28 protein-coding genes are annotated in these 25,548 nt (G+C 56.7%); 19 read left to right on the forward strand and 9 right to left on the reverse strand.

Features of this window, described 5'->3' with window-relative positions:
* Positions 1 to 16 precede the first annotated feature (16 nt).
* Positions 17 to 865 (forward strand): NADPH-dependent 7-cyano-7-deazaguanine reductase QueF, encoded by an 849-nt coding sequence (gene queF, locus B9Z41_RS07540; protein ID WP_100146498.1) that lies wholly within the window; start codon positions 17 to 19, stop codon positions 863 to 865.
* Between the two features lie 4 nt (positions 866 to 869).
* Here queF and dinB read toward each other — a convergent pair whose 3' ends face one another.
* The gene (gene dinB / locus B9Z41_RS07545) at positions 870 to 2,075 is read right to left on the reverse strand and encodes a DNA polymerase IV (RefSeq protein ID WP_100146499.1); all 1,206 of its coding nucleotides are present in this window, start codon (positions 2,073 to 2,075) and stop codon (positions 870 to 872) included.
* Positions 2,076 to 2,177: 102 nt separating this feature from the next.
* On the opposite strand from dinB, the gene B9Z41_RS07550 reads away from it, so the two are divergent.
* Positions 2,178 to 2,372 carry a 4-oxalocrotonate tautomerase gene (locus B9Z41_RS07550; protein WP_100146430.1) on the forward strand — a complete coding sequence of 65 codons (195 nt, stop codon included), beginning with the start codon at positions 2,178 to 2,180 and terminating at the stop codon, positions 2,370 to 2,372.
* A 9-nt stretch (positions 2,373 to 2,381) separates the two neighbouring features.
* Here B9Z41_RS07550 and B9Z41_RS07555 read toward each other — a convergent pair whose 3' ends face one another.
* Positions 2,382 to 3,536: an alpha-hydroxy acid oxidase gene (locus tag B9Z41_RS07555; RefSeq protein WP_100146431.1), complete on the reverse strand. Its 1,155-nt coding sequence runs from the start codon at positions 3,534 to 3,536 to the stop codon at positions 2,382 to 2,384.
* A 226-nt stretch (positions 3,537 to 3,762) separates the two neighbouring features.
* On the opposite strand from B9Z41_RS07555, the gene B9Z41_RS07560 reads away from it, so the two are divergent.
* Positions 3,763 to 3,993, forward strand: a complete 231-nt coding sequence (locus B9Z41_RS07560; protein ID WP_100146432.1) for a hypothetical protein — start codon at positions 3,763 to 3,765, stop codon at positions 3,991 to 3,993.
* Here the strand turns inward: B9Z41_RS07560 and B9Z41_RS07565 are convergent.
* Genes B9Z41_RS07565 through argH form a run of 3 tightly spaced genes read right to left on the reverse strand, consistent with a single transcriptional unit; the run spans position 3,990 to position 6,907 of the window.
* The gene (locus B9Z41_RS07565) at positions 3,990 to 4,955 is read right to left on the reverse strand and encodes a 1-phosphofructokinase family hexose kinase (protein WP_369823305.1); all 966 of its coding nucleotides are present in this window, start codon (positions 4,953 to 4,955) and stop codon (positions 3,990 to 3,992) included. The genes B9Z41_RS07560 and B9Z41_RS07565 overlap by 4 nt on opposite strands.
* Positions 4,922 to 5,398: a DUF2127 domain-containing protein gene (locus B9Z41_RS07570; RefSeq protein ID WP_100146434.1), complete on the reverse strand. Its 477-nt coding sequence runs from the start codon at positions 5,396 to 5,398 to the stop codon at positions 4,922 to 4,924. The genes B9Z41_RS07565 and B9Z41_RS07570 overlap by 34 nt, the downstream gene beginning before the upstream one ends.
* 54 nt (positions 5,399 to 5,452) lie before the next feature.
* On the reverse strand, positions 5,453 to 6,907 hold the full coding sequence (gene argH / locus B9Z41_RS07575; RefSeq protein WP_100146435.1) for an argininosuccinate lyase: 1,455 nt from the start codon (positions 6,905 to 6,907) through the stop codon (positions 5,453 to 5,455).
* A 167-nt stretch (positions 6,908 to 7,074) separates the two neighbouring features.
* On the opposite strand from argH, the gene hemC reads away from it, so the two are divergent.
* Genes hemC through B9Z41_RS07595 form a run of 4 tightly spaced genes read left to right on the forward strand, consistent with a single transcriptional unit; the run spans position 7,075 to position 11,144 of the window.
* On the forward strand, positions 7,075 to 7,950 hold the full coding sequence (gene hemC / locus B9Z41_RS07580) for a hydroxymethylbilane synthase (protein ID WP_233202585.1): 876 nt from the start codon (positions 7,075 to 7,077) through the stop codon (positions 7,948 to 7,950).
* On the forward strand, positions 7,947 to 8,762 hold the full coding sequence (locus B9Z41_RS07585) for a uroporphyrinogen-III synthase (RefSeq protein WP_233202583.1): 816 nt from the start codon (positions 7,947 to 7,949) through the stop codon (positions 8,760 to 8,762). The genes hemC and B9Z41_RS07585 overlap by 4 nt, the downstream gene beginning before the upstream one ends.
* A complete protein-coding gene (locus B9Z41_RS07590; RefSeq protein ID WP_100146437.1) occupies positions 8,759 to 9,841 on the forward strand; it encodes a uroporphyrinogen-III C-methyltransferase in 1,083 nt (360 codons plus the stop codon). Before B9Z41_RS07585 ends, B9Z41_RS07590 begins: the two co-directional genes overlap by 4 nt.
* A gap of 1 nt (position 9,842) precedes the next feature.
* Positions 9,843 to 11,144, forward strand: a complete 1,302-nt coding sequence (locus B9Z41_RS07595; protein ID WP_100146438.1) for a heme biosynthesis HemY N-terminal domain-containing protein — start codon at positions 9,843 to 9,845, stop codon at positions 11,142 to 11,144.
* A gap of 23 nt (positions 11,145 to 11,167) precedes the next feature.
* Here B9Z41_RS07595 and B9Z41_RS07600 read toward each other — a convergent pair whose 3' ends face one another.
* Both B9Z41_RS07600 and B9Z41_RS16935 read right to left on the reverse strand, forming a co-directional pair.
* On the reverse strand, positions 11,168 to 14,044 hold the full coding sequence (locus B9Z41_RS07600) for an Rne/Rng family ribonuclease (protein WP_100146439.1): 2,877 nt from the start codon (positions 14,042 to 14,044) through the stop codon (positions 11,168 to 11,170).
* Positions 14,045 to 14,156: 112 nt separating this feature from the next.
* Entirely contained in the window at positions 14,157 to 14,351 is a 195-nt protein-coding gene (locus B9Z41_RS16935; RefSeq protein ID WP_143474165.1) for a hypothetical protein, read from the reverse strand.
* A 229-nt stretch (positions 14,352 to 14,580) separates the two neighbouring features.
* Between B9Z41_RS16935 and B9Z41_RS07605 the strand changes: the two genes are divergently transcribed.
* Genes B9Z41_RS07605 through B9Z41_RS07620 form a run of 4 tightly spaced genes read left to right on the forward strand, consistent with a single transcriptional unit; the run spans position 14,581 to position 17,653 of the window.
* On the forward strand, positions 14,581 to 15,594 hold the full coding sequence (locus B9Z41_RS07605) for an RluA family pseudouridine synthase (RefSeq protein ID WP_199172954.1): 1,014 nt from the start codon (positions 14,581 to 14,583) through the stop codon (positions 15,592 to 15,594).
* A 4-nt stretch (positions 15,595 to 15,598) separates the two neighbouring features.
* Entirely contained in the window at positions 15,599 to 16,264 is a 666-nt protein-coding gene (locus B9Z41_RS07610) for an HAD family hydrolase (protein WP_100146441.1), read from the forward strand.
* Positions 16,257 to 16,643: a Rieske 2Fe-2S domain-containing protein gene (locus B9Z41_RS07615; protein ID WP_100146442.1), complete on the forward strand. Its 387-nt coding sequence runs from the start codon at positions 16,257 to 16,259 to the stop codon at positions 16,641 to 16,643. Before B9Z41_RS07610 ends, B9Z41_RS07615 begins: the two co-directional genes overlap by 8 nt.
* A 32-nt stretch (positions 16,644 to 16,675) precedes the next feature.
* Complete coding sequence (locus B9Z41_RS07620; protein WP_100146443.1) at positions 16,676 to 17,653, forward strand: S49 family peptidase; 978 nt, start codon at positions 16,676 to 16,678, stop codon at positions 17,651 to 17,653.
* 43 nt (positions 17,654 to 17,696) lie between these two features.
* On the opposite strand, the gene B9Z41_RS07625 is transcribed toward B9Z41_RS07620, so the two are convergent.
* Both B9Z41_RS07625 and B9Z41_RS07630 read right to left on the reverse strand, forming a co-directional pair.
* The gene (locus tag B9Z41_RS07625) at positions 17,697 to 18,464 is read right to left on the reverse strand and encodes an SAM-dependent methyltransferase (protein ID WP_100146444.1); all 768 of its coding nucleotides are present in this window, start codon (positions 18,462 to 18,464) and stop codon (positions 17,697 to 17,699) included.
* Complete coding sequence (locus tag B9Z41_RS07630; protein ID WP_100146445.1) at positions 18,461 to 19,051, reverse strand: Maf family nucleotide pyrophosphatase; 591 nt, start codon at positions 19,049 to 19,051, stop codon at positions 18,461 to 18,463. Before B9Z41_RS07630 ends, B9Z41_RS07625 begins: the two co-directional genes overlap by 4 nt.
* A gap of 25 nt (positions 19,052 to 19,076) precedes the next feature.
* Here B9Z41_RS07630 and B9Z41_RS07635 point away from each other — a divergent pair, with 25 nt between their 5' ends.
* The 8 genes from B9Z41_RS07635 to fabF all read left to right on the forward strand — a co-directional run bounded on the left by B9Z41_RS07635 (position 19,077) and on the right by fabF (position 25,366).
* On the forward strand, positions 19,077 to 19,616 hold the full coding sequence (locus B9Z41_RS07635) for a DUF177 domain-containing protein (RefSeq protein WP_100146446.1): 540 nt from the start codon (positions 19,077 to 19,079) through the stop codon (positions 19,614 to 19,616).
* 101 nt (positions 19,617 to 19,717) lie between these two features.
* Entirely contained in the window at positions 19,718 to 19,900 is a 183-nt protein-coding gene (gene rpmF / locus B9Z41_RS07640) for a 50S ribosomal protein L32 (protein WP_100146447.1), read from the forward strand.
* 71 nt (positions 19,901 to 19,971) lie between these two features.
* Positions 19,972 to 21,006, forward strand: coding sequence for a phosphate acyltransferase PlsX (plsX, locus tag B9Z41_RS07645; RefSeq protein WP_100146448.1), 1,035 nt, complete (start codon positions 19,972 to 19,974; stop codon positions 21,004 to 21,006).
* A gap of 12 nt (positions 21,007 to 21,018) precedes the next feature.
* A complete protein-coding gene (locus B9Z41_RS07650) occupies positions 21,019 to 22,020 on the forward strand; it encodes a beta-ketoacyl-ACP synthase III (RefSeq protein WP_100146449.1) in 1,002 nt (333 codons plus the stop codon).
* A 39-nt stretch (positions 22,021 to 22,059) separates the two neighbouring features.
* Complete coding sequence (fabD, locus tag B9Z41_RS07655; RefSeq protein WP_100146450.1) at positions 22,060 to 23,022, forward strand: ACP S-malonyltransferase; 963 nt, start codon at positions 22,060 to 22,062, stop codon at positions 23,020 to 23,022.
* 10 nt (positions 23,023 to 23,032) lie between these two features.
* Entirely contained in the window at positions 23,033 to 23,782 is a 750-nt protein-coding gene (fabG, locus tag B9Z41_RS07660) for a 3-oxoacyl-ACP reductase FabG (protein WP_100146451.1), read from the forward strand.
* A gap of 82 nt (positions 23,783 to 23,864) precedes the next feature.
* Positions 23,865 to 24,104 carry an acyl carrier protein gene (gene acpP, locus B9Z41_RS07665; RefSeq protein WP_100146452.1) on the forward strand — a complete coding sequence of 80 codons (240 nt, stop codon included), beginning with the start codon at positions 23,865 to 23,867 and terminating at the stop codon, positions 24,102 to 24,104.
* A gap of 17 nt (positions 24,105 to 24,121) precedes the next feature.
* Positions 24,122 to 25,366: a beta-ketoacyl-ACP synthase II gene (fabF, locus tag B9Z41_RS07670; RefSeq protein WP_100146453.1), complete on the forward strand. Its 1,245-nt coding sequence runs from the start codon at positions 24,122 to 24,124 to the stop codon at positions 25,364 to 25,366.
* Positions 25,367 to 25,548 lie beyond the last annotated feature (182 nt).

The following is a 25,548-nucleotide window of genomic DNA, read 5'->3' on the forward strand; positions in this document are numbered from 1 at the left end:
GAGTGCCGAACACCCCATGAGCAATACCCCCGAACAATCGCAGCTGGGCAAAGCCTCGTCCTATGTGGACCAGTACGACCCGTCGTTGCTGTTTCCCATCCCGCGTCAAACCAAACGCGAAGAAATTGGCATTGCGGGTCAAGCGCCGTTTTTTGGCGCCGACCTGTGGACCGCTTACGAGTTGAGTTGGCTCAACTTGCGCGGCAAGCCGCAGGTGGCGCTGGCGCGCATCACGGTGCCCGCCGAATCAACCCACATCATCGAGAGCAAGTCGTTCAAGCTCTACCTCAACAGCTTCAACAACACCCGCTTGGGCGACACGCACGAGTTGCTGGCCCGCCTGCGCCATGACCTGAGCGCGGCCATTTGGCACGGCGGCCCCATGTTGGCGGGGGTGGGTGTGCAACTGGTGTTGCCAGAGCAGTTTGACCACGAACCTGTGCATGAACTCGATGGCCTGAGCTTGGACCGACTTGATTTGGAATGCACCCACTACCAACCGGCACCTGAGCTCTTGCGGGCCAACTTTGACGAAGCCCCGGTGACCGAGACCTTGACCAGCAACCTGCTCAAGAGCAACTGCCTGGTGACAGGCCAGCCCGATTGGGGCAGTGTGCGCATCCGCTACAGCGGGCCGCAAATTGAGCAAGGCGGTTTGCTGGCCTACATCGTGAGTTTCAGAAACCACAACGAATTTCATGAGCAATGCGTGGAGCGCATCTTCATGGACATTTGGCGTCGCTGCCAACCGCTGCGCTTGGAGGTGTATGCGCGCTACACCCGCCGTGGAGGCCTAGACATCAACCCCTGGCGTACCAGCCATCCGCAGTCGCCTCCGGCGAATGTGCGCACGGCGCGTCAGTAGCGAACTAAAACAAATCCGCCTGAGTCTCCACCTCATAGGGGCTGCCCGCTTCTTGGGCGCTGAGGCCCTGCCAGTCTTCGCGCTTCATCAACGAGCCCACCCGCACGCCCAGCAGGCGCAGGCGGCGCGATAGATCGACCCTTTTCAGGCATTGGCCAGCAGCATGGCGGATGGCGTCGGCTTGGTCGATGTAAGTGGCCAAGGTGTGGTCGCGGGTGACGCTTTGAAAGTTGTCGTAACGCAGTTTGATACCAATGGTTTTGCCCACATAGCCTTTGCGCGCCAGGTCGTCGGCCACTTGCGCGCACAGGCGGGTGAAGATGGCACCCAGCGCCTCGCGGTCGCGCACGGCGTGCAGGTCTTGCTCGAAGGTAGTTTCGCGGCTCATGCTCACGGGCTCGCTCTCGGTCTCGACCGGGCGGTCGTCTTGCCCGTGGGCCGCGTCGTGCAACCACGCGCCGTAGCTTTTGCCAAAGTGCTCCACCAGCCACTGGCGTTCGCGTTGGGCCAAGTCACCAATGGTGTGAATGCCGTGTGTGGCCAGTTTGGCTTCGGCCTTGGGGCCGATGCCGTTGACTTTGCGACAGGGCAGGGGCCAGATCATGGCTTGCAAGTCGCTGTCGTACACGATGGAAATGCCGTTGGGTTTGTTGAACTCGCTGGCCATTTTGGCCAGCAGTTTGTTGGGGGCCACACCCACGGAACAGGTCAAACCGGTGGCATCGAAGATGCTTTTTTGAATCAGCCTCGCCAGTACACGACCGCCTTCGCGTTGACCGCCGGGCACGTCGCTGAAGTCGATGTAGACCTCGTCCACGCCGCGGTTTTCCATCACGGGTGCGATGTCGGTGATGATGGCTTTGAAGGTGCGCGAATAGTGACGGTATTGGTCAAAGTCCACCGGCAGCAAGATGGCATCAGGACACAGCTTGGCGGCTTTCATCACCCCCATGGCCGAGCCCACGCCAAATTGCCGTGCCGCGTAGGTGGCGGTGGTGATGACGCCGCGCCCGGTGTAGCCCGCGATGCGCGGAAAGAAGTCGACTGGGATGTCGGCCAAACGGTCCTCGGACCATTCTTGGTCGGGGTAGGCCTTGCGCAAGCGCTCGAGCACGTCGTCTTCACGGCGACGGCCACCCCCAATGACCACTGGCAGGCCTTTGAGCTGGGGGTAGCGCAGCAACTCGACCGAGGCGTAAAACGCGTCCATGTCGAGGTGGGCGATGCGGCGCAGACGGGGCGTGTCGGGGGCGGGAGAGGTCACAAGCCTCCAAGCATAATCGCAGCCATTTCAAACCCCCAGGAGTCTCAGATGCCCACCATCCGCATTGATTTGTTCGAAGGCCGCACCGTGGAACAAAAGCGCGAACTGGCCAAAGCCATCACCGAGGTGACTTGCAAAGTCTTAGGCGGTCAACCCGATGGCGTGGACATTTTGTTTTACGACATCAAGCGCCAAGACTGGGCCACGGGTGGCGAGTTGTGGAGCGAGAAGGCCAAGTCCTGATTGGCGTGTTCAGGCGGTGGGGAAGGTGCCTGGCAGCAAGATGCTTTGGTTCACGTTTTGGATGTTGGTGTGACCACAAAATGCCATGGTCACATCCAGTTCTTTGTGAATGATTTGCAGCGCTTTGCTGACGCCTTCTTCACCCATGGCGCCCAAGCCATAGACCATGGCCCGGCCAATCAGCGTGCCGCGAGCCCCCAAGGCCCAGGCCTTGAGCACGTCTTGGCCCGAGCGGATGCCGCCGTCCATCCACACCTCAATGTCTGAGCCCACGGCTGCCACGATGGCCGGCAAGGCTTCGATGCTTGACTGCGCACCATCCAACTGACGACCGCCGTGGTTGCTGACCACGATGGCATCGGCACCACTTTGCACGGCCAGCTTGGCGTCTTCCACGTCTTGGATGCCTTTGAGAATGAGCTTGCCGCCCCATTGCTGTTTGACCCAGGCCACATCGGCCCATGACAAGCGGGGGTCAAACTGTTCGTTGGTCCAGGCGGCCAGCGAGTTCATGTCGCTCACGCCTTTGACGTGTCCCACCAAGTTGCCAAAGGTGTGACGGCGTGTGCCCGCCATGCCCAGACACCAGCGGGGCTTGGTCATCAGGTTCAAGATGTTGGCGAGGGTGGGGCGGGGTGGCGCAGTGAGGCCGTTTTTGAGGTCTTTGTGGCGCTGACCAATCACTTGCAGGTCCAGTGTGAGCACCAAAGCGCTACAGCCGGCTTTGCGCACGCGCTCAATCATGTTGGCCATGGCTTCGCGGTCGCGCATCATGTAGAGCTGAAACATGAAAGGTGTGCTGGTGTGTTCTGCAATGTCTTCGATGGAGCAAATGCTCATGGTCGACAAAATAAAAGGAATGCCAAATTTCTCGGCAGCCCGTGCGGCCTTGATTTCGCCATCGGCGCTTTGCATGCCAGTCAGGCCGACGGGTGCGATGGCCACGGGCATTTTGGTGGGGACGCCCACCATCTGGGTGGCGGTGCTGCGGTTTTCCATGTTCACTGCCACGCGCTGGCGTAGTTTGATCTTTTGGAAGTCGCTTTCGTTGGCGCGGTAGGTGCCTTCGGTCCAACTGCCGGAATCGGCATAGTCGTAAAACATGCGCGGCACACGCTTTTCAGCCAAAACGCGCAGGTCTTCGATGTTGGTGATCACGGGCATGGAGGTCTCCGAATTCTTAAAACCAGGATCCTAGCTGTCACACGCCGTTGGACTTGTGATGCATGAGACAGTGGCGTTGAAATTTTTTAACACCACTGGCACGTCTTGCAGACAGGCGTGCTTGAGGTTTGTAAATTTAACAGAAACTATAAAATTACTTTATTTTTGGTATATTTTTAATAAGATATTTATTTATAATAAATTTGCAAATAGTTAAATTTTCAATATGGAAGAAAACGAATTTAAAAAAAGCTTCCAAATGATTCTTGATGTTGCGACAGAGCGTGGCTACGTCACACGAGACGCATTGCGAGAAATGTTTGGGTTGACGGCCATCGAGTCAAGTCACGTGATTCGACATGTGATGCAAAAACATCCTGAAATTTTCAAGTGGGATGGCGCATCGTCGTCACATCGCGCAGATTTGGCTGATGTGCGGAAAAAACACAAACCTTAAATGCTTTGTAGCGTGACTTGATCCACCAGGCGATGGATCTCACTCGCCTGGCTGAGTGCAGTTCCAGGCGATAGCAACGCAGCGGCACCTGCAGCCATGCCATAGCGCATGGCAAGAGGCAGTTCCAGGCCTCGACTCAAACCCCACACCATGGCTGCCACAAAGCTGTCGCCAGCACCAATGGTGGTTTGTACGTTCACACTCAAACTTTGTGCACGCCAAGCGTGTGTGGCGGTGATGAGCATGGCACCTTGATCGCCCAAAGACAAAGCGACCACTTTAGTTTGATGGTTTTGGATGAGCTGTTGTGCTGCCGATTTCCACGAGGCTTCATCAGGCAAGTGCTGGCCAGTCAGATCGCGCAGTTCGCGCAAACTGGGTTTGAATAAATACACACCTTCGTGCAATGCGGCATTTAGGGCGGGACCTGTGGTGTCTAACACCACGCGCAGTCCTTGGGCGTTCGCGAGCTGGGTCAAGCGGGCATAAAAGTCGGTGGGTACATCTGGTGCCAAGCCACCGCTCAACACCAAAAACTGCTTGGGCAGGTGAGCCGCGACAAAGTCAAAGCAAGTTTGGCACTCAAGCGCGGTCATCGTTGGTCCTGGCAGGACAAAACGAAAGTCTTGGCCACTGCTGAGCTCGTGGACAGAAAAACTTTCGCGTGTTTCTTGTGCGATGGGCACGATGTGACAGCGTACCTGTTCAGCACGCATGAGTTGGTGGTGTCGCTCCCCGGTGACACCACCTGCTGGATACACCGCCAAACACGAGGCACCCAAGCGATGCAGTACCCGTGCCACATTGACACCACCGCCGCCTGGATGCTTGAGTGTGGGACCACAGCGCATCTTGTGGGTGCTTTCCACTTTGTCATAAGTGGTCAGCACATCCAAAGCCGGATTCATGGTGAGCGTGAGGATGTCTGTCATGGCCGCACGCGCTGTTGGTGACGTTGCCACAGAGCATGCGTCAGGTAGCCGACGATGAGCACATTCACCAGCACCACGGACAAGTTCAGCACAGACGGTTCGTGAATAAGATGAATCAGCTCAAAAGGAATGTAGACACCGCCTGATAACGCGCCCAAGTATTCGCCCCATGCCTTGCCAAGCCACAAGCCTGCGGCTTCTAGAAAACGCAGTGCAATGTAGGCCAAACCCAACGCCACCAACATGTGAACATCGGCGTTGGGCAGTAATTCGGCGTAGTGCAACAGCAGCGACGGATAGTGTGCTTCGGGGTCTAGGCCAAAGCGACCAATCAGTGCCATTACCACTGCGCGGACGTCCTGGTGCAGCAAGTCAAGTACGCCAATCAAACCTGCCGATGCGGCCAAGCCTTTGGTTGCTTCAAAGAATGCAATGGCGTGGAGGGCACTGCGTTGACGGGTTTCTTGTGTCATGGCTTCAACTCGGCGGGTGTTGAAGGTGGCCGGAGGTGACACATGATGCGCGTCTCAGCTCAGTCGGGCGTGGTGCCTTGCAATCTGCGCCCTCACTTGCACAGGGGCTGTTCCGCCAAGGGTGTTGCGTGCGTTGAGGGAGCCGTGCAAGCTCAAGCAGTCGTACACGTCCTTTTCGATAGAGGGGTGAAAGCTTTGCAGCACATTGAGCGGCAACTCTGACAAGTCACAGTTGTGGCTGGTGGCAGCTTTGACGGCGTGAGCCACGGTTTCGTGGGCGTCCCGGAAGGGCAGCCCTTTTTTCACCAAATAGTCGGCCAAGTCGGTGGCGGTGGCGTAGCCTTTTTTGGCTGCGGCTTCCATGGCTTGGGGGTTGACGGTGATGCCGCCTTCTTTCAGTCCGGTGGCCGGGTTGACTTGCCCGCCGACCATTTCGCTGAAGATGCGCAAGGTGTCTTTGAGGGTGTCCACCGTGTCAAACAAAGGCTCTTTGTCTTCTTGGTTGTCTTTGTTGTAGGCCAGGGGCTGGCCTTTCATCAAGGTGATCAAGCCCATCAAGTGACCGACCACACGCCCGGTTTTGCCGCGGGCGAGTTCGGGCACATCGGGGTTTTTCTTTTGCGGCATGATGGAGCTGCCCGTGGTGAAGCGGTCGGCAATTTTGATGAAGCCAAAGTTTTGGCTTATCCACAAAATGAGCTCTTCACTCAGACGGCTGATGTGCACCATGCACAGCGCCGCGGCAGCAGTGAATTCGATGGCAAAGTCACGGTCGCTCACACCGTCCAGGCTGTTTTGTGACACTTGAGCCTCGCCATTGGCGTCCACCATGCCCAGGGTGCGGGCTACGCGTTCACGGTCAAGCGGGTAGGTGGTGCCAGCCAGTGCAGCAGAGCCCAGCGGCAAGCGGTTGGTGCGGCCGCGCACGTCGACAAAGCGTTCGGCATCACGCGCAAACATTTCCACATAGGCCAGCAAATGATGGGCAAAGCTCACCGGTTGGGCCACTTGCAAGTGGGTAAAGCCGGGCATGATGACCTCGACGTTTTTCTCGGCCACGGAGACCAGTGACTTTTGCAGCTCGTTGAGCAAGTCAATGATCAGGTCTGTTTCGCCGCGCAGCCACAGGCGCACATCGGTGGCCACTTGGTCGTTGCGGCTGCGCCCGGTGTGCAGGCGTTTGCCCGCATCGCCCACCAGTTGGGTCAGGCGTGCCTCGATGTTGAGGTGCACGTCTTCCAGATCGAGCTTCCATTCGAACTGACCGGTTTCAATGTCAGTCCAGATTTGTGCCATGCCGCGCTGAATATCCGCCAAGTCTTGCGCAGCGATGATGCCTTGATGGGCCAGCATCTCAGCATGTGCCAAGCTGCCCGTGATGTCGGCTTGCCACAAGCGTTTGTCAAAGAACACACTGGCGGTGTAGCGCTTGACCAACTCGCTCATGGGTTCAGAAAACAGCGCCGACCAGGCCTGGGACTTTGTATCGAGTTGGTTTTTGGAGGACATAGGGTGCTGATTTTATCGGTGCCACGATAAGGGCTTTGGCAGGGTCACCTCCTAGGGGGGGCTGCTACCATTTGCCTAGTTGTCACCCTCAGAGAGGTTTAGCTGTGTCCAACGTGTCATTTTCCGAAACGTCCCTCACCATCGCCACCCGCGAAAGCCGTTTGGCCATGTGGCAAGCCCACCATGTCAAGGCTTTGCTGGAGCAATTGGGTCACCCGGTCAGCTTGTTGGGCATGACCACGCAGGGCGACCAGATCTTGGACCGCTCGTTGAGCAAAGTCGGCGGCAAAGGCCTGTTTGTCAAGGAGCTGGAGGTGGCACTTGAAGAGGGGCGTGCCAACTTAGCGGTGCATTCGCTCAAAGATGTGCCGATGGATTTGCCCGCTGGTTTCGATTTGGCGTGTGTGATGACCCGCGAAGACCCGCGTGATGCCTGGGTGTCATCGCGCTATGCGCGCCTGCAAGATTTACCCGAAGGGGCGGTGGTGGGGACGTCTAGTTTGCGCCGCACCGTGTTGTTGCGTGCTTTGCGCCCTGATTTGAAGATTGAACCCTTGCGCGGCAACTTGGATACACGCCTGCGCAAGCTGGACGAAGGCCTGTATGACGGCATTGTGCTGGCTGCTGCAGGCTTGAAACGCCTAGGCCTTGAGGCGCGCATTCGCCATATTTTTGATACGACAGAGATGCTGCCCGCCGCAGGTCAAGGCGCTTTGGGGATTGAGGTACGCAGTGCCAACCCCGAAGTCGCTCAAGCGTTGGCACCGCTGGCCGATGCGACCACTTGGTTGGCTGTGACGGCTGAGCGCGCTGTGAGCCGCACCATGGGGGGCAGTTGTTCCATGCCCTTGGCTGCCCACGCCACATGGCGTGAGGGTGTGCTGCATCTGCAAGCGGCTTGGGGGGACCCGATGGGGGCGCCTGTCTTGTTGCGTGCTGAAGGCGCGCAGCCTCTTGATAGTGCTGACCCCCATGCGCAGGACTTGGCGCGACAGTTGGGTGAAACGGTTGCCGCTCAGTTACAGGCGCTTGGCGCCGCGTGAGCCGACAGGTAGACCGCGCCATGCGTGTGTGGATCACTCGCCCAGCCAACGATGCCCCTGCATGGGTTAATGCGTTGCGCGATGCGGGTCATGAACCTCGCTTGCTGCCGTTGATTGAAATCGCGCCAGTGGCCGATGTGGCGGCGATTGACTTGGCTTGGTCCCAGTGGTCGCAATGGCAGGCAGTGATGTTTGTCAGTGCCCCTGCGGTGCGTTTCTTTTTTGCGCGTCAACCGGACGACGTGCAGTGGGGAGCACTCGGCACACGCTGCTGGGCCACCGGCCCAGGCACACGCAATGCCTTGCTCAAAGCAGGTGTGCCGCCTGCGCTGATCGACAGTCCTGCCGAGGACGCTGGACAGTTCGACTCGGAAGCCCTTTGGAAGCAGGTGCATGCTGGGGTGATGACTGGTCAGCCGGTGCTGATCGTGCGCGGCAGCGATGCCAGCGGTCTGACGTCTGACGTGAATCATGAGGGCGTTGGCCGTGATTGGCTGGCGCAACAGCTCAGAGCCGCCCATGTGCCTGTGCATTTTGTGGTGGCCTACCAACGCCAAGCGCCGGTTTGGACGCTCGCGCAACGTATGGAGGCGACGCAAGCTGCAAGTGATGGCAGTGTGTGGTGTTTGAGCAGTTCACAGGCGGTGGCCCATTTGAAACATGGGTTGCCTGGTCAAGACTGGACTCGGGCACGCTGCATCGTGACGCATGAGCGTATCGCCCAAGCGGCACAGGCCTTGGGTTTTGGTGAGGTGCATGTGGCGCGGCCAGTGTTGGCGGATGTGTTGGCCTCATTAGAATCATTGGCATGAAGCCTGAGCATGTCGAAACACCCCTAAGCCCTGCCACTCCCAACGCTGCCCATGAGGTTGACCAGGCTTTGCCTGTTGTGGCGTCATTGACCTCAGCCTGGTGGACGCGCAGCATTGCTGTGCTCGCATGCGTCGGCGCTGTGGGCGTGGGGGCGATGTGGTTCAAGTTGTCGGGCATTCAAGAACAGTTGGCACGTCAAAGTGCTGACACGGGTAGCCAAGCGGTGGAGGCGCGTTTGAGCGCCAAACAGGCCGAAGAGTTGGCACGCGAGACGGCGGCGCGCTTGGCCGTCACGGACGCCAAGCTCAGCGAGGTCTCTCTGCAACGCAGTCAGTTGGAAGAGCTGATGCAAAGCCTGTCGCGTTCGCGCGATGAAAATTTGGTGGTGGACATTGAGTCTGCGATTCGCTTGGCGCAGCAACAGTCGCAACTCACCGGCAGTGTGCAACCTTTGCTAGCGGCCCTCAAATCAGCCGAACAACGTTTGACCAAGGTGGCGCAACCTCGGTTGGCGCCAGTGCTGCGCGCTGTCGCACGCGACATTGAACGCATCAAGGCCACGGCAGTGACCGATACCCCCAGCTTGTTGATCAAACTCGATGAGCTCGTCAACGCGGTGGACAACTTGCCCTTGCTCAATGCGGTGGGGGGGGCTGCGATGGACAAGCCGGCCCCCGTCAAACCTGAGAGCACTTGGGCCAGCGCGATCAGCGCGAGCTGGTGGGAGCACACCTTGGCGGGGGTGTGGGACGATGTGCGGGGTTTGATCCGGGTCAGCCGCGTGGATCGGCCCGAAGCCAGTTTGTTGGCTCCTGACCAAAGTTACTTTGTGCGAGAGAACCTCAAGCTGCGCATTTTGAACGTGCGCTTAGGTTTGCTAGCGCGTCATTTTGAGGTGGTCCGTTCGGATTTGAATTTGGTCATCCGCGATTTGACCCAGTACTTTGATACCCAAAACCGCCAAGGCCAAACCACCTTGGCATTGGCTCGCGAAGTTTTGGCCCAAGCCAAGCAAACCGAGTTGCCCAGGGTTGACGACACTTTGGCGGCGCTCACCACAGCTGCAGCGGGGCGTTGACATGAGAGCGGCACTCTGGTTGGTGGCTTTGTTTGGTGTGGCTGTGGCCTCGGCTTTGTTGGCCGGCAGCAACCAAAGCACGGTGACCGTGTTTTGGGCACCTTATCGGGTGGATGTCTCGTTGAATCTGGCTTTGGCCGTGCTGACGCTGCTGTTTGTCACGGTGCATGTGGCACTGCGTGCTTTGTCCGCTTTGTTTGAGTTGCCGCATCAGGCACGTCGCTGGCGTTTGCAGCAAAAAGAACGTGCCATGCATGCCGCTTTGCTGGATGCATTGACGCAGTGGATGACGGGGCGTTATCTGCGTGCTGTCAAATCGGCTCAGCAGGTGTTGCAACTGGAGGCGTTGTTGGCCGACACCCGCACCCGTGATGACCCTGCACCACGTCATGCCCAGCAACTGCGCGCCTTGGCGCATTTGATTGCCGCCGAGAGCGCCCAAGTCTTGCGCGATCGCGATGACCGAGACAGCCATTTTCAATCGGTGCTCCAACTGGCCGAGCAGCATCCCAGCGAAGCCATGACCGAGGCTGTGGACGCGGCCAAATTAGGCGCAGCCCGCTGGTCGCTGAGTGACCGCGATGCGACCCAAGCGTTGCGTTGGCTAGATAGCCTGCCACATGGCACGGCACGTCGCACCTTGAGTTTGCGCATGCGACTCAAAGCGACGCGCCTGAATCGCCAACATACGTTGGCATTGGACACCGCGCGCTTATTGACCAAGCATGGGGCTTTTTCTGCCACGGCGGCCAATAGCTTGGTACGCGAGTTGGCCGTGGCTAGTTTGAATGATGCACACGACAGCGCCCAGTTACAGCGGGCATGGGACGCTTTGGAGCCCAGTGAACAAGCGTTGCCCGAGGTTGTGTTGCATGCGGCACAACGCATGTTGCGCTTGAGTGGACAGGCCGAGTCCGTGATGCCTTGGTTGACGCCGTTGTGGAATCGCATGGTCCAGCAGGCAGACAGTTGCACGCCTGTGATTCGTCAACGTTTGGTGCAGTTGTTGGCACAAGCCTTGGCCATGTTGCCAGCCGATGCCGAATGGTTGGCCAGCATTGATCGTGCGCGTCAGGTCTATCCACGTTGGGTTGAATTGCAGTATTTGGCCGGTATGGTGTGCTGGCAGCACACGCTGTGGGGCAAGGCTCAGCAGATGCTGGAACTGGCGGCACCTCAGCTCACTGATGCCGAGTTGCAGCGCCAAGCTTGGCGCACATTGGCCCAATTGGCCGAGCACAAAGAAGAAACGGCGCGTGCCCAGATGTACTGGAAACGCGCCGCTGAAGTGGCAGCCGCTTAATTCAGCGGCTTGAGACAAAGGCCTTACAGGTCTTTGCGAGTTTCCACCAACACCAGAGGACCTTCATCCAACACCACAGGGGCTGGACGCTCACGTGGGATGTGGACGGGCTTGGGTTCTGCGGCAATCGCGGCTTGAACTGCTGCGACGCGTTCAGCATCGGAGTTGACCCACTGCAAACCGCTTTGCTGCGCAATGGCTTCCAGGTCAGACAGCACCAGTGTGAACGGTTGCACGGGCGGCATACCACGGTGTACAGGGTCAGATGCGGACACCACGTTAGCTACAGCCGCGGGGGCGGCTGGTGCCTGGGCCGTTGGCTGGGATGCACGTGGTGCGTTTTGCTGCTGTGCGAACTCGCGAGGAGCTTGCTCCGCCTCGATGGCCTGGCCTTCAGGCGCTTGACCTTCTTCACGCGGTGCGCGTTCGCCACGTTCACGACGGTCACGACCGTAGCGGTCACGTGAGCGGCGTTGGCGTTCGCCACCGTTGTCTTCGGCGGGAGCTTGCGCTGCAGGCGCAAGTTGCGCGTCTTGCTCAGTCAAAGGCAGTGTGTTTTGCACATCGCTTGGCTCATCTTGACGGGCAGGACGCTCACCACGTCGATTCTCGCCACGGGGGCTTCGTTCGCGGCGACCTTCGCTACGAGGTGCTTCGCCGTTGCCATTGGGTTCGCTGGTGCGTTCTTCACGGGCCATGCGCTCATTGCGCGCTTTGGCACGCATTTCGGCTTGAGCTTCAGGGCTGACCTCTGCGCCAGCTTGTGCCTCCGCCGGACGGTTGTTTTGACCCTCAGCGGTTTGACGGGGGCCTCGGTTGCGGTCTTGACGTGGACCACGGCCTTCACCGCGTTCTGCGCGCTCGCCGTTGCGTTCTTGGCGTTCGCCTCCTCGCTCTGTGCGGTTCTCCGTGCGTTCACCGTTGCGGTCTTGGCGCTCACCTGTTCTAGTCTCGCCGCGCTCTGTGCGTTCGCCACGGCCTTCGCCGCGTTCTGCACGGTCACCGCCTCGGCCACCACGTCCGCCTCGACCGCGACCTTCGCCACGGCCCTCTGAGCGACCCTCTCCGCGACCTTCTCCGCGTGGGCCACGGCCTTCGCGTCGTTCGTCTTTTTTCTCACCTGGCTTTTTCTCGACAGGGGTTGTGGCCGGTGTCGCATCACCGCCACCGAACAAGCCTTTGAGCCAGCCAAAGAAGCCTTTTTCAGCTTGAGGGGCTGGTTGGGGTTTGGCTTTGGGTGCGGCTGTTGCAGCAGCCGCTTTGGGTGCTACAGGTGCTTTGGGCTCCACCACGGGTGCGGGTGCATCCGGCAACACGCCTTTGATGACAGGCGTTTGTTTGTTGGTGGGCTCTTGTGAGCGACGGGTCACGGCGGTGGGGTCTTCCACCATTTCAACCATTTTGTAACTTGGTTCGATGCGGTCTAAGCGCGGATCGTCGTGCTTGAGGCGCTCCAACTTGTAGTTGGGCGTTTCCAGCGACTTGTTGGGCACCAACAGCACGTTGAGGCGCTGTTGCAATTCGATCTTGGCGATCTCGGTGCGCTTCTCGTTGAGCAAGAACGAAGCCACTTCCACCGGCACCTGAGCGTACACAGCGGCTGTGTTGTCCTTCATGGACTCTTCTTGGATGATGCGCAAGATTTGCAGTGCCGAGCTTTCAGTGTCACGTACATGGCCTGAGCCGCCGCAACGTGGGCAAGGAATAGACGCACCTTCCGACAGCGCTGGGCGCAGGCGTTGGCGGCTCATTTCCATCAAGCCGAATTTGCTGATGGTGCCAAATTGCACACGGGCGCGGTCTTGACGCAGCGCATCGCGCAAGCGATTTTCCACGTCACGGCGGTTGCGCGATTCATCCATGTCGATGAAGTCGATCACGATCAGGCCGCCCAAGTCGCGCAAGCGCATCTGGCGGGCCACTTCGTCGGCGGCTTCTAGGTTGGTGCGGGTGGCAGTTTCTTCGATGTCACCACCTTTGATGGCACGTGCGGAGTTGACGTCCACCGAGACCAAGGCTTCGGTGTGGTCAATCACAATCGCGCCGCCAGAGGGCAGGTTGACGGTGCGCGCATAAGCAGATTCGATTTGGTGTTCGATCTGGAAGCGGCTGAACAATGGGGTGTCGTCGCTGTAGCGTTTCACGCGGGCGGCATGCTCGGGCATGACGTGTGCCATGAACTGCTGCGCTTGGTCATAGATGTCATCGGTGTCGATCAGGATGTCACCGATGTCGTTGTTGAAGTAGTCGCGAATTGCGCGAATCACCAAGCTCGATTCCTGATAAATCAGGAAAGCGCCTTTGGTTTTGCTGGCGCCATCGATGGCCGTCCACAACTTGAGCAGGTAGTTCAAGTCCCACTGAAGTTCAGGGGCGGTGCGGCCAATGCCTGCGGTGCGGGCAATGATGGACATCCCGTTGGGATATTCCAACTGGTCCATGGCTTCTTTGAGTTCAGCCCGGTCATCGCCCTCGATGCGACGGCTGACGCCACCACCACGTGGATTGTTGGGCATGAGCACCACATAGCGACCCGCCAAGGACACGAACGTGGTGAGGGCAGCGCCCTTGTTGCCGCGCTCTTCTTTTTCAACCTGTACCAGCAGCTCTTGGCCTTCGCGGATCACGTCCTGGATACGCGCTTGGCTGACTGAGACGCCTTGGGCGAAGTACTGTTTGGAGATTTCTTTGAATGGCAGAAAGCCGTGGCGGTCTTCGCCGTAATCCACAAAGCAGGCTTCGAGCGAAGGCTCGACGCGCGTCACGATGGCTTTGTAAATATTGCCTTTGCGTTGTTCGCGGCCTTCAATTTCGATTTCGTAGTCGAGCAGTTTTTGTCCATCGACGATGGCCAGGCGGCGCTCTTCCGACTGGGTTGCATTGATCAGCATCCGTTTCATGATGCATTCCTTCACGTTGTCAAATCATCACAGGCCCATGACGGGCCAACGATGCCGGAACGAACGTCAGAAAACGAAGGGAATTGCCGCTGAAACCGCTGCTATTCGCGCTTTAGCGCGGGCGACGGTGTGTGGGCGCGTGGATGGGGGCGAGTCGTGTGCCGGGCTGTGCGTGCGTCATGTGTATGGCTGTTGCACGTGGAGCAGGGCGTGACCTGGGGTTGGTGGCAATGTGGGCAAAGCTGCGCATTTGCAAAGGCCAAAGCCATTGCGCACAGAGTTCCAACATCATCATTACCAAAACCATGGGGTTTGCTTCTCGCTGTGATCCGTTGTTGAAGCCTTTCTGAGCTTCAGCAACTTGGGGTATTCCGTTTCAGTGTTTTCTGAGCATCGGCTCATCTCTTGGGGTGCGGGCCATCCAGTCTCTTGGGTACTGGGTCTGCATCGCAGGCACAAAAGGGGCATCGACCTCACCGCGTTTGTTGGTCCGTGCTCTAATCTCAGTTAAATCAAGCACTTAGAACAAAACGCTGGTGAAGAACATTATAGAGGCAGCCACTGCTGCCAACGCCCCCTCGGTGAAAACCCTCGCTGTTGACGAAGACTCGGCAGGTCAGCGCCTGGACAACTTTTTACTGCGTCACCTCAAGGGTGTCCCCAAAACGCACGTTTACCGGATCATTCGTTCGGGTGAAGTGCGAGTGAACAAAGGCCGTGCCACGGCGGACCAGCGGGTGGTCGCGGGCGATTTGATTCGCGTACCCCCTGTGCGTATTTCGGCTCAAGTGGCCGCCAAGGCTGACAGTCCGGCGCCGGCACGCGAGTTCCCGGTGTTGATGGAGGACGAATCTTTGATCGCCATCGACAAGCCGGCCGGTGTGGCCGTGCACGGCGGCAGTGGGGTGAGTTTTGGTGTGATTGAGCAGTTGCGTCGGGCAAGGCCGGCCAGCTTGAATTTGGAATTGGTGCACCGGCTGGACCGCGAAACCTCGGGGGTGCTGCTGGTGGCCAAAAAGCGCAGCGCACTCAAACACTTGCAGGACCAATTTCGTGATCGCGAGACGGGTAAGACGTATTTGGCGTTGGTGCTTGGGCTGTGGCCTTCTAATAAAAAAGTCATTGATTCACCGCTGCACAAATACATTGTGGAAAAAGGGGATGGCGAGGGAGAGCGTCGCGTCAAGGTGGTGGGCAAGGATGACCCGAACGGCATGCGCTCCATCACGTTGGTGCGCGTGGTACGCACGGTGGGCCCTTACAGCTTGTTGGAAGTGACCATCAAGACCGGACGCACCCACCAAATTCGCGTGCACTTGGCCAGTCAAGGTCACCCGATTGCAGGTGACGACAAATACGGTGACTTTGAGCAAAACAAACAGCTGCAAAAGCTAGGGCTAAAACGCATGTTTTTACATGCCTGGCAACTCAAGTTCCAGCATCCGCAAAGCGGGCGCCCGATTACCTTGCAAGCCCCCTTGCCGGCTGAGTTACAAAATTTTGTCGATTCGATTCAGCCGCCGATTCAATCCAAAACCCAAGACCATTGAGGCCATGACCTTGCGACCCCGCCAGTTTGATTTGATTGCCTTCGATTGGGATGGCACGTTGTTTGACTCCACCCAAATCATCACGCGGTGTATCCAATTGGCCGTGGTCGATGTGGGTGGGGCAAAACCAAGCGACGAGGCCGCGTCTTATGTGATTGGCATGGCCTTGATGCCAGCACTGGCCCATGCCGCGCCTGATGTGCCTGAGGCAAAGTACCCCTTGCTCAACGAGCGTTACCGCCATCATTACGTGCAACACAAAGATGACATTGCGTTATTTGACGGCGTCTTACCCATGTTAGATGCGTTGCGTGCACGGCACCACTGGTTGACGGTGGCCACGGGTAAAAGCCGCCGAGGCTTGAATGAGGCTTTGCATTCCTCTGAGTTGAAAGGCGTCTTTGATGGGTCGCGTACTGCGGATGAAACAGCGGGCAAGCCGCACCCTCGCATGCTGCATGAGTTGATGCGTGAGTTCGGTGTTGAGCCGGAACAGACTTTGATGATTGGGGACACCACCCATGATTTGCAGATGGCGCTCAACGCAGGCTGTGCCAGTGTGGGCGTGAGTTACGGCGCCCATGCGCACGATCAGTTTGAGCCTTTGAAGCCGCGCTATGTGGCGCATTCGGTGGGGGCTTTGCACGATTGGTTGTTGACCCATGCCTGAGTCGCACATTCCAGTACAACTGGCGCTTTGTCAAAGCGCTGATTTGGTCGAAGGGGGACTCGCCGTACCCTTCGATGTGGTGTATGCCGGGCAAACGTGCCGTGCTTTTGCCGTCCGTTTTCAAGGGCGTGCCCATGCTTACCTCAACCGTTGCAGTCATGTGGCGATGGAGATGGACTTTCAACCCAACCGTTTGTTTGACGATACAGGCCAATGGTTGTTGTGTGCAACACACGGTGCTGCGTATGCTCCCGACACGGGTGAATGCGCTGGCGGCCCGTGTCGAGGTGGTTTGGTAAAAATTAACCTCACGGAAATGGACGGTGTGGTGCACTGGCATACTGCCTACAACCTGAAGCCTTTTGAATTTTTGTTTTGATTTTTTGATTTATTTTTCGCAAAGAAACTGTCATGTCTGACCCCTATTTGTCTGATGCCAATCCCGATCTATCCGAACCTAAGGTGACGTGGGAGCGCGATGCGTTGGAGCGTTTGGCCTTTGCTACCTTGGCAGAGCAACGTGCTACGCGCCGCTGGCGTATCTTTTTTCGGTTTGCCTGGCTGTTGTTGGCGGTGGCCTTGTTTTGGACGGGTCTGCACAAAGGTGGCATGGGGGGGGCGAACCCCAGCCAGCCGCATACCGCGGTGGTGGAGATCAAGGGTGAAATTGCCGATGGCGCAGATGCGAGTGCAGAGTGGATCGTGACCGCGCTGCGCACTGCCTTTGAAGACGAGGGTTCGCAAGCTGTGGTGTTGCTGGTCAATTCGCCGGGTGGCAGTCCTGTGCAGGCCGGCATCATCAACGACGAAATTCGTCGTTTGAAGAAAAAACACAACAAGCCCGTGTATGCCGTGGTGGAAGAGTCGTGTGCCTCGGCGGCTTATTACATCGCGGTGGCAGCGGATGAAATTTATGTCGACAAGGCCAGCATTGTGGGCAGCATTGGTGTGCTGATGGATGGTTTTGGTTTCACCGGTTTGATGGACAAACTGGGTGTGGAGCGTCGCTTGATGACAGCCGGTGAGAACAAAGGATTTTTGGATCCCTTCAGTCCCCAAACCAAACCTCAGCGCGCCCACGCCCAAACGCTGTTGGATCAAATTCACCAGCAGTTCATTCAGGTGGTGCGCGAAGGCCGTGGTAAGCGTTTGAAGGAAACCCCCGAGTTGTTCAGCGGATTGTTTTGGAGTGGCCAACAAGCGGTTGACTTAGGTTTGGCCGACGGCTTGGGTAACTTGGACTTTGTGGCCCGTGAGATTGTCAAAGCCGAAGACATCATCGACTACACCCGTCACGACAACGTGGCCGAGCGTTTGGCTAAGCGGTTTGGCGCGGCGATCGGCGAGGGTGCGGTGCATGCGCTGCAACGTCAGCAGCCCTTGCGCTGAAGCGGTGCTGACTGCATGACAAAGGCTCCTGAGGGAGCCTTTGTCATTTGCCGATGGCAAACACTGTGGGTTGGTTCGAGACACCTACAGGCTGGTTGCGCCAGGTTTGCACGCTGCGGCAGCTCACATCCATGCTGGCCAGCGTCAAGCCACTGGCGCGTGCCAGGCGTGTGCTGCTTTGCAGGCCCCGCAGCAATGCGTCCCAGAGGGCTTGGTTGCGGTAAGGGGTCTCGATGAAGAGTTGGGTTTGGCCTGTTTTGAGGGCCAGGGTTTCCAGCTCGCGCAGGCGTTGGGTGCGTGCGCTCCCGTCTTGAGGCAGATAACCGACAAAAGCAAAGTTTTGTCCGTTCAGTCCGCTCGCTGCCAGTGCCAGCAACAGTGACACAGGCCCCACCAAAGGTACGACACGCAGCCCCAATTCATGGGCGGCACGTACGACCGATGAGCCCGGATCGGCCACAGCAGGCATGCCTGCTTCGCTGACCAGTGCCATGTCGTGTCCAGCCAAAGCCGCTTTCAACAAAGGCTTGGCATCGAACTGCCCCGCATGATCGCCCTTTTTGTGGACTTCACGCGGCAGCTCGGTGATGCTGACTTGCTGGACAGGCAGAGCCAGCGGCAGCAAACCGTCGACACGTTTCAAAAAAGCACGGGTACTTTTCGCGTTTTCTGTGATCCAGTGAGCTACACGGCTTGCCACAAGCAATGTTTCTTGTGGCAAAACGTCAGTGATGGGGGACTGGATATCGCAGCCAAAGTCCAGGGGGGTGGGCACCAGGTACAAGGTGCCAAGGTTTGCTTGGGGGGTCATAGCAGTTGTATGCCCGCAGCACGCAGCATACGGCAGGTTCGAATCAGTGGCAATCCAACCAAGGCCGTTGGATCGTCGTTGTGAATGGCGTCGAGCAAGCTGATTCCCAGTCCTTCACTTTTGGCGCTGCCTGCGCAGTCATAAGGCTGCTCTGCCAGCAAATAAGCCTCTATTTCTGCATCGCTCAAGTCTCGAAATTTCACCTCTACCGATGCCAGCGCACACTGCTCAAAGCCCGTGGACAGGCATACCACGGCCACGGCCGTTTGAAAGACCACGGTTTGACCACGCATGCGTTGCAATTGTTGTGTTGCACGCTCGTGAGTTCCAGGTTTACCGAGTGGTTCACCTGCCAAATCGGCGACTTGGTCTGAGCCGATCACGACCGCTTCGGGGTGCAGCGTTGCCACGGCCTGCGCTTTGGCCAAAGCCAAACGACATGCCAACGCTTGAGGGGCTTCGTGGGGTAATGGCGTTTCATCGACATGAGGTGAGACCACTTCAAAAGGAAGTTGTAAACGGCTCAGCAGTTCGTGCCGATAGCGAGAGGTAGAACCCAGAATCAAGGGGCGAGATAAGGTAGACATGGTGCAATTCTCTTACACTGCCCGAATGGAAAATCAATCGAATGCGCCACATATTGACGTCAAAGCTTTTGCCAAAGCACAGACACATTTGACCGGGCAGACACCGCTTAGCCAATTTGAGCGTTTGTCCCAGGACTGTGTGGGGGATGTTCGGGGTGAGGTTGTGTGGTCGGTGCAGGGATCCATGCAGCCCGCTTCTGCGGGGACTGAATCAGTTTGGTTGCATGTGAGTGCGACAGCGTCCGTTCCTCTGATCTGTCAGCGTTGCTTGGGTAAGGTCGACCTTGCTTTGAACATTGACCAAGATTTTCGATTCGTGGCAGACGAGGCCACCGCCTTGGCTGAAGACGATGAGTCTGACGAGGATTTGCTGGTGCTCAGTCGAGACTTTGATGTACTGGCTTTGATTGAGGACGAGCTCTTGATGGCGATGCCGATTGTGCCGATGCATGAGACCTGTGAAAGTGAGCATGCGCCAACTTCTGATGCGTCTGCTGCCGATGTTTTGGAAGAAAAACCGCACCCCTTTGCGGCTTTGCGTGGATTGAAAATACGCAAAAACTAAGAAATCAGCGACTTGGTCTATAATCGTGGGCTTCGTGTCACACTGGCTTAGGTTGGTTTGTGGCCCAATGATCAACCCACTTTTACGTCCAGGAGCCAATCATGGCTGTCCAGCAAAACAAAAAATCTCCTTCCAAGCGCGGCATGCACCGCTCGCACAATGCTTTGAATGTGCCAGGTACCGCTGTTGAGCCAACCACTGGCGAAACCCACCTGCGTCACCACATCAGCCCCACCGGTTTCTACCGTGGTCGCAAAGTGCTGAAAAGCAAATCAGAAGCCTGATTGATTTCGGCACACACTGGCCCGTGGCACTGTAAGCGCCTCGGGCTTTTGTTTTTTCTACGAGAGCTCACATGATCACTGTGTCTGTTGACTGCATGGGCGGCGACCACGGGCCACGTGTCACGCTCGCGGCATGTCGTCGATTTTTAGAGACGCATCCTGATGCACGTTTGTTGTTGGTCGGGTTGCCGGAGGCTTTGTCGTCGTTTGCTCATCCACGCGCTGAGGTCATTGCTGCTTCTGAAATTGTGGCCATGGACGATCCGGTCGAGGTTGCCATGCGGCGCAAAAAAGACTCTTCAATGCGCGTGGCCATTGAGCAAATCAAGCACGGTGCTGCCCAAGCGGTTGTTTCAGCTGGCAACACGGGGGCTTTGATGGCGATCGCGCGTTATGTGCTCAAAACCATTGATGGTATTGATAGGCCCGCAATTGCTGGGCGCATGCCCAATTTCAAAGGTGGCGGCACCACCATGCTCGATTTGGGGGCCAATGTCGATTGCACGCCTGACCACTTGCTCCAGTTTGCTGTCATGGGTTCAGCCTTGGTATCTGTGTTGGATGAGATTGAGAGCCCTTCTGTGGGTCTTTTGAATATTGGTGAAGAAGCGATTAAAGGGAATGAAATCATCAAAAAAACTGGTGATTTGCTTCGAACTGCTGCCAAATCCGGTGATTTGAATTTTTTCGGTAATGTTGAGGGTAATGATATTTACCAAGGTACGGTGGATTTGATTGTGTGCGACGGTTTTGTTGGTAATGTGGCCTTGAAAGCCAGCGAAGGTTTGGCATTCAAGATCAGCGATACCTTAAAAAACTCTTTTACGCGCAATATCTTCACGAAAATTGCAGCGTTTTTTGCTTATCCGGTTTTATCTGATTTTAAGGATAAGGTGGATCATCGACGCTACAACGGCGCGGCTCTTTTGGGCCTCAATGGCATCGTTTTCAAGAGTCATGGCTCAGCCGATGAGGTGGCCTTCGAGACAGCATTGAACCGGGCGTATGATGCAGCCCACCATAACTTGCTCGAACGCGTACGCTCTCGCATTGCCCATGCCGCTCCTTTGTTGGCTATGGCGCAATCGACAGAAGTGACCGTCTGACCCACCTCATTGATGACCCGTTTTTCCCGAATTACCGGCACCGGAAGTTTTCTCCCCCCTCGTCGGTTGACCAATGCAGATTTGGTCGCGGAATTGGCCTCCCAAGGCGTCGAAACTTCAGACGACTGGATTGTGGAGCGCACAGGTATTCATGCTCGCCACTTTGCCGCTCCAGATGTCAGTAGCAGTGATTTGGCTTTTGAGGCTGCAAAAAATGCTTTGGCCGCAGCTGGGCGGCGTCCTCAAGAGATTGATTTGATCATTGTGGCGACGTCCACTCCGGACATGGTCTTTCCGTCTACGGCATGCCTGTTGCAACACAAGTTGGCACAAATTGATGAGGCTGCCGCTGGTATTGCTGGCGCGCCAGCCTTTGATGTGCAAGCGGTGTGCAGTGGTTTTATTTACGCCTTGACCGTGGCGGACGCCATGATTCGTGCCGGTTCCGCAACACGTGCTTTGGTTGTTGGTGCGGAGGTTTTTTCGCGCATCCTCGACTTCAAAGATCGCACCACGTGTGTGTTGTTTGGCGATGGTGCGGGTGCAGTGGTGTTAGAAGCTTCCGATCAGCCCGGTATCTTGGCAACAGACATCCATGCCGATGGCAAACATGCAGGCATCTTGTGTGTTCCTGGCCATGTGCGAGGTGGTGAAGTTTTGGGCGATCCGGTCCTCAAAATGGATGGTCAAGCAGTTTTCAAATTGGCAGTTGGCTTGTTGGAAGGCGCTGCTAGGGCTGCTTTGAACAAGGCAGGTTTGCAAGACAGTGACATCGACTGGCTGATTCCTCATCAAGCCAACATTCGAATCATTCAAAGCACAGCCAAAAAACTCAAACTCCCAATGGACAAGGTCGTGCTGACAGTCCACAACCATGGGAACACGTCGGCGGCATCCATTCCTTTGGCTTTGGACGAGGCTGTGCGCAGTGGCCAAGTCAAGCCTGGGCAAACACTCATGCTTGAAGGCGTGGGTGGCGGGTTTACTTGGGGTGCCGTGCTCTTGAAGTTGTAAGTCTCCATTTCTTGGAGACATCAAAGCAATCATTCATTTATGAAATCATTTGCATTTATTTTTCCGGGGCAAGGCTCTCAGTCGGTAGGAATGCTGGACGCCTGGGGCGATCACCCAGTGGTCTTGGAAGCACTGGCTGAAGCCTCCGATGCCATGAGCGAAGACGTGGCGAAGTTGATTCACGAAGGCCCCAAAGAGGCGTTGGCTTTGACCACCAATACCCAACCCGTCATGCTGGTCGCTGCTGTAGCCGCTTACCGCGTGTGGTTGGCCGAAGGCGGCGAGGCCCCTTCTGTGGTCGCGGGTCATTCATTGGGCGAGTATTCGGCACTTGTGGCCTCTGGCGTATTGACTCTTGCACAAGCTGCGCCTTTGGTGCGCTTTCGGGCACAGGCTATGCAAGATGCCGTACCTGTGGGCACAGGTGCCATGGCGGCCATCTTGGGTTTGGATGCTGCCAAAGTTATTGCCGGTTGCGCTGAGGCCCAAGCTACTTTTGGTGCTGGTGCTGGTGCTGGTTCTGCTGAAGTCGTGGAAGCTGTGAACTTCAATGATCCAGGTCAAACGGTGATTGCAGGCAGCAAAGCTGCTGTAGAGAAAGCCTGTGAAGTTCTTAAGGCCAATGGCGCGAAACGTGCCTTGCTGTTGCCAGTTTCCGCACCTTTCCATTCCAGTTTGATGAAGCCCGCAGCAGAGCGATTGAAAGAAAAATTGGCTGCAACAAGTTTTGCGGCGCCTCAAATTCCCGTGGTCAACAACATTGATGTCCAGGTAGAGAGCGATGCGGATCGTATTCGCGATGCTTTGTATCGCCAAGCGTTTGGCCCCGTGCGTTGGGTCGAATGTGTCGCAGCCATCAAAGCGCGTGGGGTGTCCACCTTGGTAGAGTGCGGACCAGGCAAAGTGCTAGCAGGCATGATCAAGCGGATTGATGCTGAATTGGTTGGCATGCCTTTACTTGATCCCGCGTCTCTTGCAGACGTCAAAACGACCTTGGCCTGAGTATTGAAATATGAGTGAACAACAAATGACCCCTCAAGTGGCTTTGGTGACGGGGGCGTCGCGTGGAATTGGCGCAGCCATCGCCCAACTGTTGGCGCAACAAGGGTTTTCAGTTGTAGGCACAGCCACAACGGATGAAGGTGCAGCCAAAATCAGTCAAACCCTGTCAACTTATCCAGGTTGCAAGGGGACGAACCTGAACGTCAACGATGCGGCAGCGATCGAAGCGCTGGTCGATGACATCACCAAAGAACACGGTGCTTTGCACGTGCTCGTCAATAACGCGGGGATTACACGCGACATGTTGGCGATGCGTCTTAAGGATGACGATTGGGATGCGGTGCTCGACACCAACCTCAAAGCTGTATTTCGCCTGTCACGTGCCGTGATTCGCCCGATGATGAAACAGCGCTATGGTCGCATCATCAACATCACCAGTGTGGTGGGTGCTTCTGGCAATCCTGGTCAAGCCAACTACGCCGCCGCCAAAGCGGGGGTAGCAGGTATGACGCGTGCTCTGGCTCGCGAGCTGGGTAGTCGTAACATCACGGTCAACTGTGTGGCGCCAGGCTTTATTGAAACCGATATGACTGCTGCACTGCCAGCAGAACAACAAAAAGCCTTGTTGTCCCAAATTCCCTTGGGACACTTGGGCAAACCATCTGACGTGGCTCATGCTGTGGCGTATTTGGCCAGTGCCAACGCTTCTTATGTGACTGGGCAAGAACTGCATGTCAACGGTGGCATGTTCATGGTTTGAGCTGGCTCGAACCGACTGATTCAAAACGGTGTGTCCGCCCGGTTAAAATTGCGGACTTATTCACAACCCTCTGAGGGACCCCATGAGCGATATCGAAGCACGTGTCAAAAAAATCATTGCCGAACAACTTGGCGTGGAAGAGTCACAAGTCACCAGTGAAAAAGCCTTTGTGGCTGATTTGGGTGCCGACTCCTTGGACACCGTGGAATTGGTGATGGCATTGGAAGACGAGTTTGGTATTGAAATTCCAGACGAAGATGCCGAAAAAATCACCACTGTGCAAAACGCGATTGATTACGCGTTGACGCACAAAAAAGCCTAATTCATAGGAACCTCCGCATGAGCCGTCGTCGCGTCGTCGTGACCGGTCTGGGATGTATCAGCCCCGTGGGAAACACGGTGGCTGACGCCTGGGCCAATCTTTTGGCTGGTAAATCCGGCATTGGCACCATCACACGTTTTGATGCCTCTAACCTCAACTGCCACATTGCAGGTGAGGTCAAAGATTTAGATTTGGATCAATACATCTCGCCCAAAGAAGCGCGAGCCATGGATCGGTTCATCCACTATGGTGTGGCGGCTGCCATTCAAGCGGTGAATGACTCTGGCCTTGCTACGGGCGAAGCCCAAGGCGAGGAAGAGTCCACCCGTGTCGGTGTACTGATTGGTTCTGGCATTGGTGGCTTGCCACTGATTGAAGATATGCACAGTGAGTTGTTGGCCAAAGGCCCACGACGCATTTCGCCTTTCTTTGTGCCAGCATCCATCATCAACATGATTTCAGGCCACGTGTCCATGCGTTTTGGCTTCAAAGGCCCGAACTTGGCCGTGGTCACTGCCTGCACTACTGGCTTGCATAGCATTGGTGAGGCTGGCCGGATCATCGAATATGGTGATGCGGATGTGATGATTGCTGGTGGCTCTGAATGCACCGTGTCGCCCCTGGGCGTGGGTGGTTTTGCCGCCATGCGCGCGTTGTCGACCCGTAATGACGACCCCACTACCGCATCGCGCCCATGGGATCGAGATCGCGATGGTTTTGTATTGGGAGAGGGCGCTGGCGTTGTGGTACTCGAAGAGTATGAGCATGCCAAAGCCCGTGGTGCCAAGATTTACGCTGAGTTGTCTGGTTACGGCATGAGCGCAGATGCGGGCCACATGACAGCGCCAAACATGGACGGTCCAAGGCGAGCCATGCTCAATGCCATGCGTAATGCAGGTGTCAATGCGGACCAGATTCATTATTTGAATGCACACGGTACGTCGACACCGCTGGGTGACATCAACGAAACCAATGCCATCAAGGCAGCTTTGGGCGATCACGCCAAAAAAGTGGTGGTTAATTCCACCAAATCTATGACCGGCCATCTGTTGGGTGGTGCTGGCGGCATTGAGAGTGTCTTCACTGTCTTGGCCATTCACCACCAAAAGAGTCCCCCGACGATCAACATATTTAACCAAGATCCCGAGTGTGATCTGGACTACTGCGCCAATGTGGCGCGCGATATGAAAATCGATGTAGCCCTGAAAAATAACTTTGGATTTGGTGGTACCAACGGCGCATTGGTTTTCAAGCGCGTTTGAGTCGACTGCTATGTACAACGCCCCATCGGTTGCTTATCCGGTGGGGCGTTGTGCTTTTGAGCGTTGGCTTTACATAGCTTTCATGATTGCGACATGCGGCGTATGGTTCGCATGGGCCATAGTACAGCCTCGAAGTGTGTGGTTGTTTGTGGGTTTGAGTTGCGTTCTTGGTGCAGCGCTTT

The sequence above is a fragment of the Limnohabitans sp. JirII-31 genome, from assembly GCF_002778315.1.
In the GTDB taxonomy this organism is placed as follows: domain Bacteria; phylum Pseudomonadota; class Gammaproteobacteria; order Burkholderiales; family Burkholderiaceae_C; genus Limnohabitans.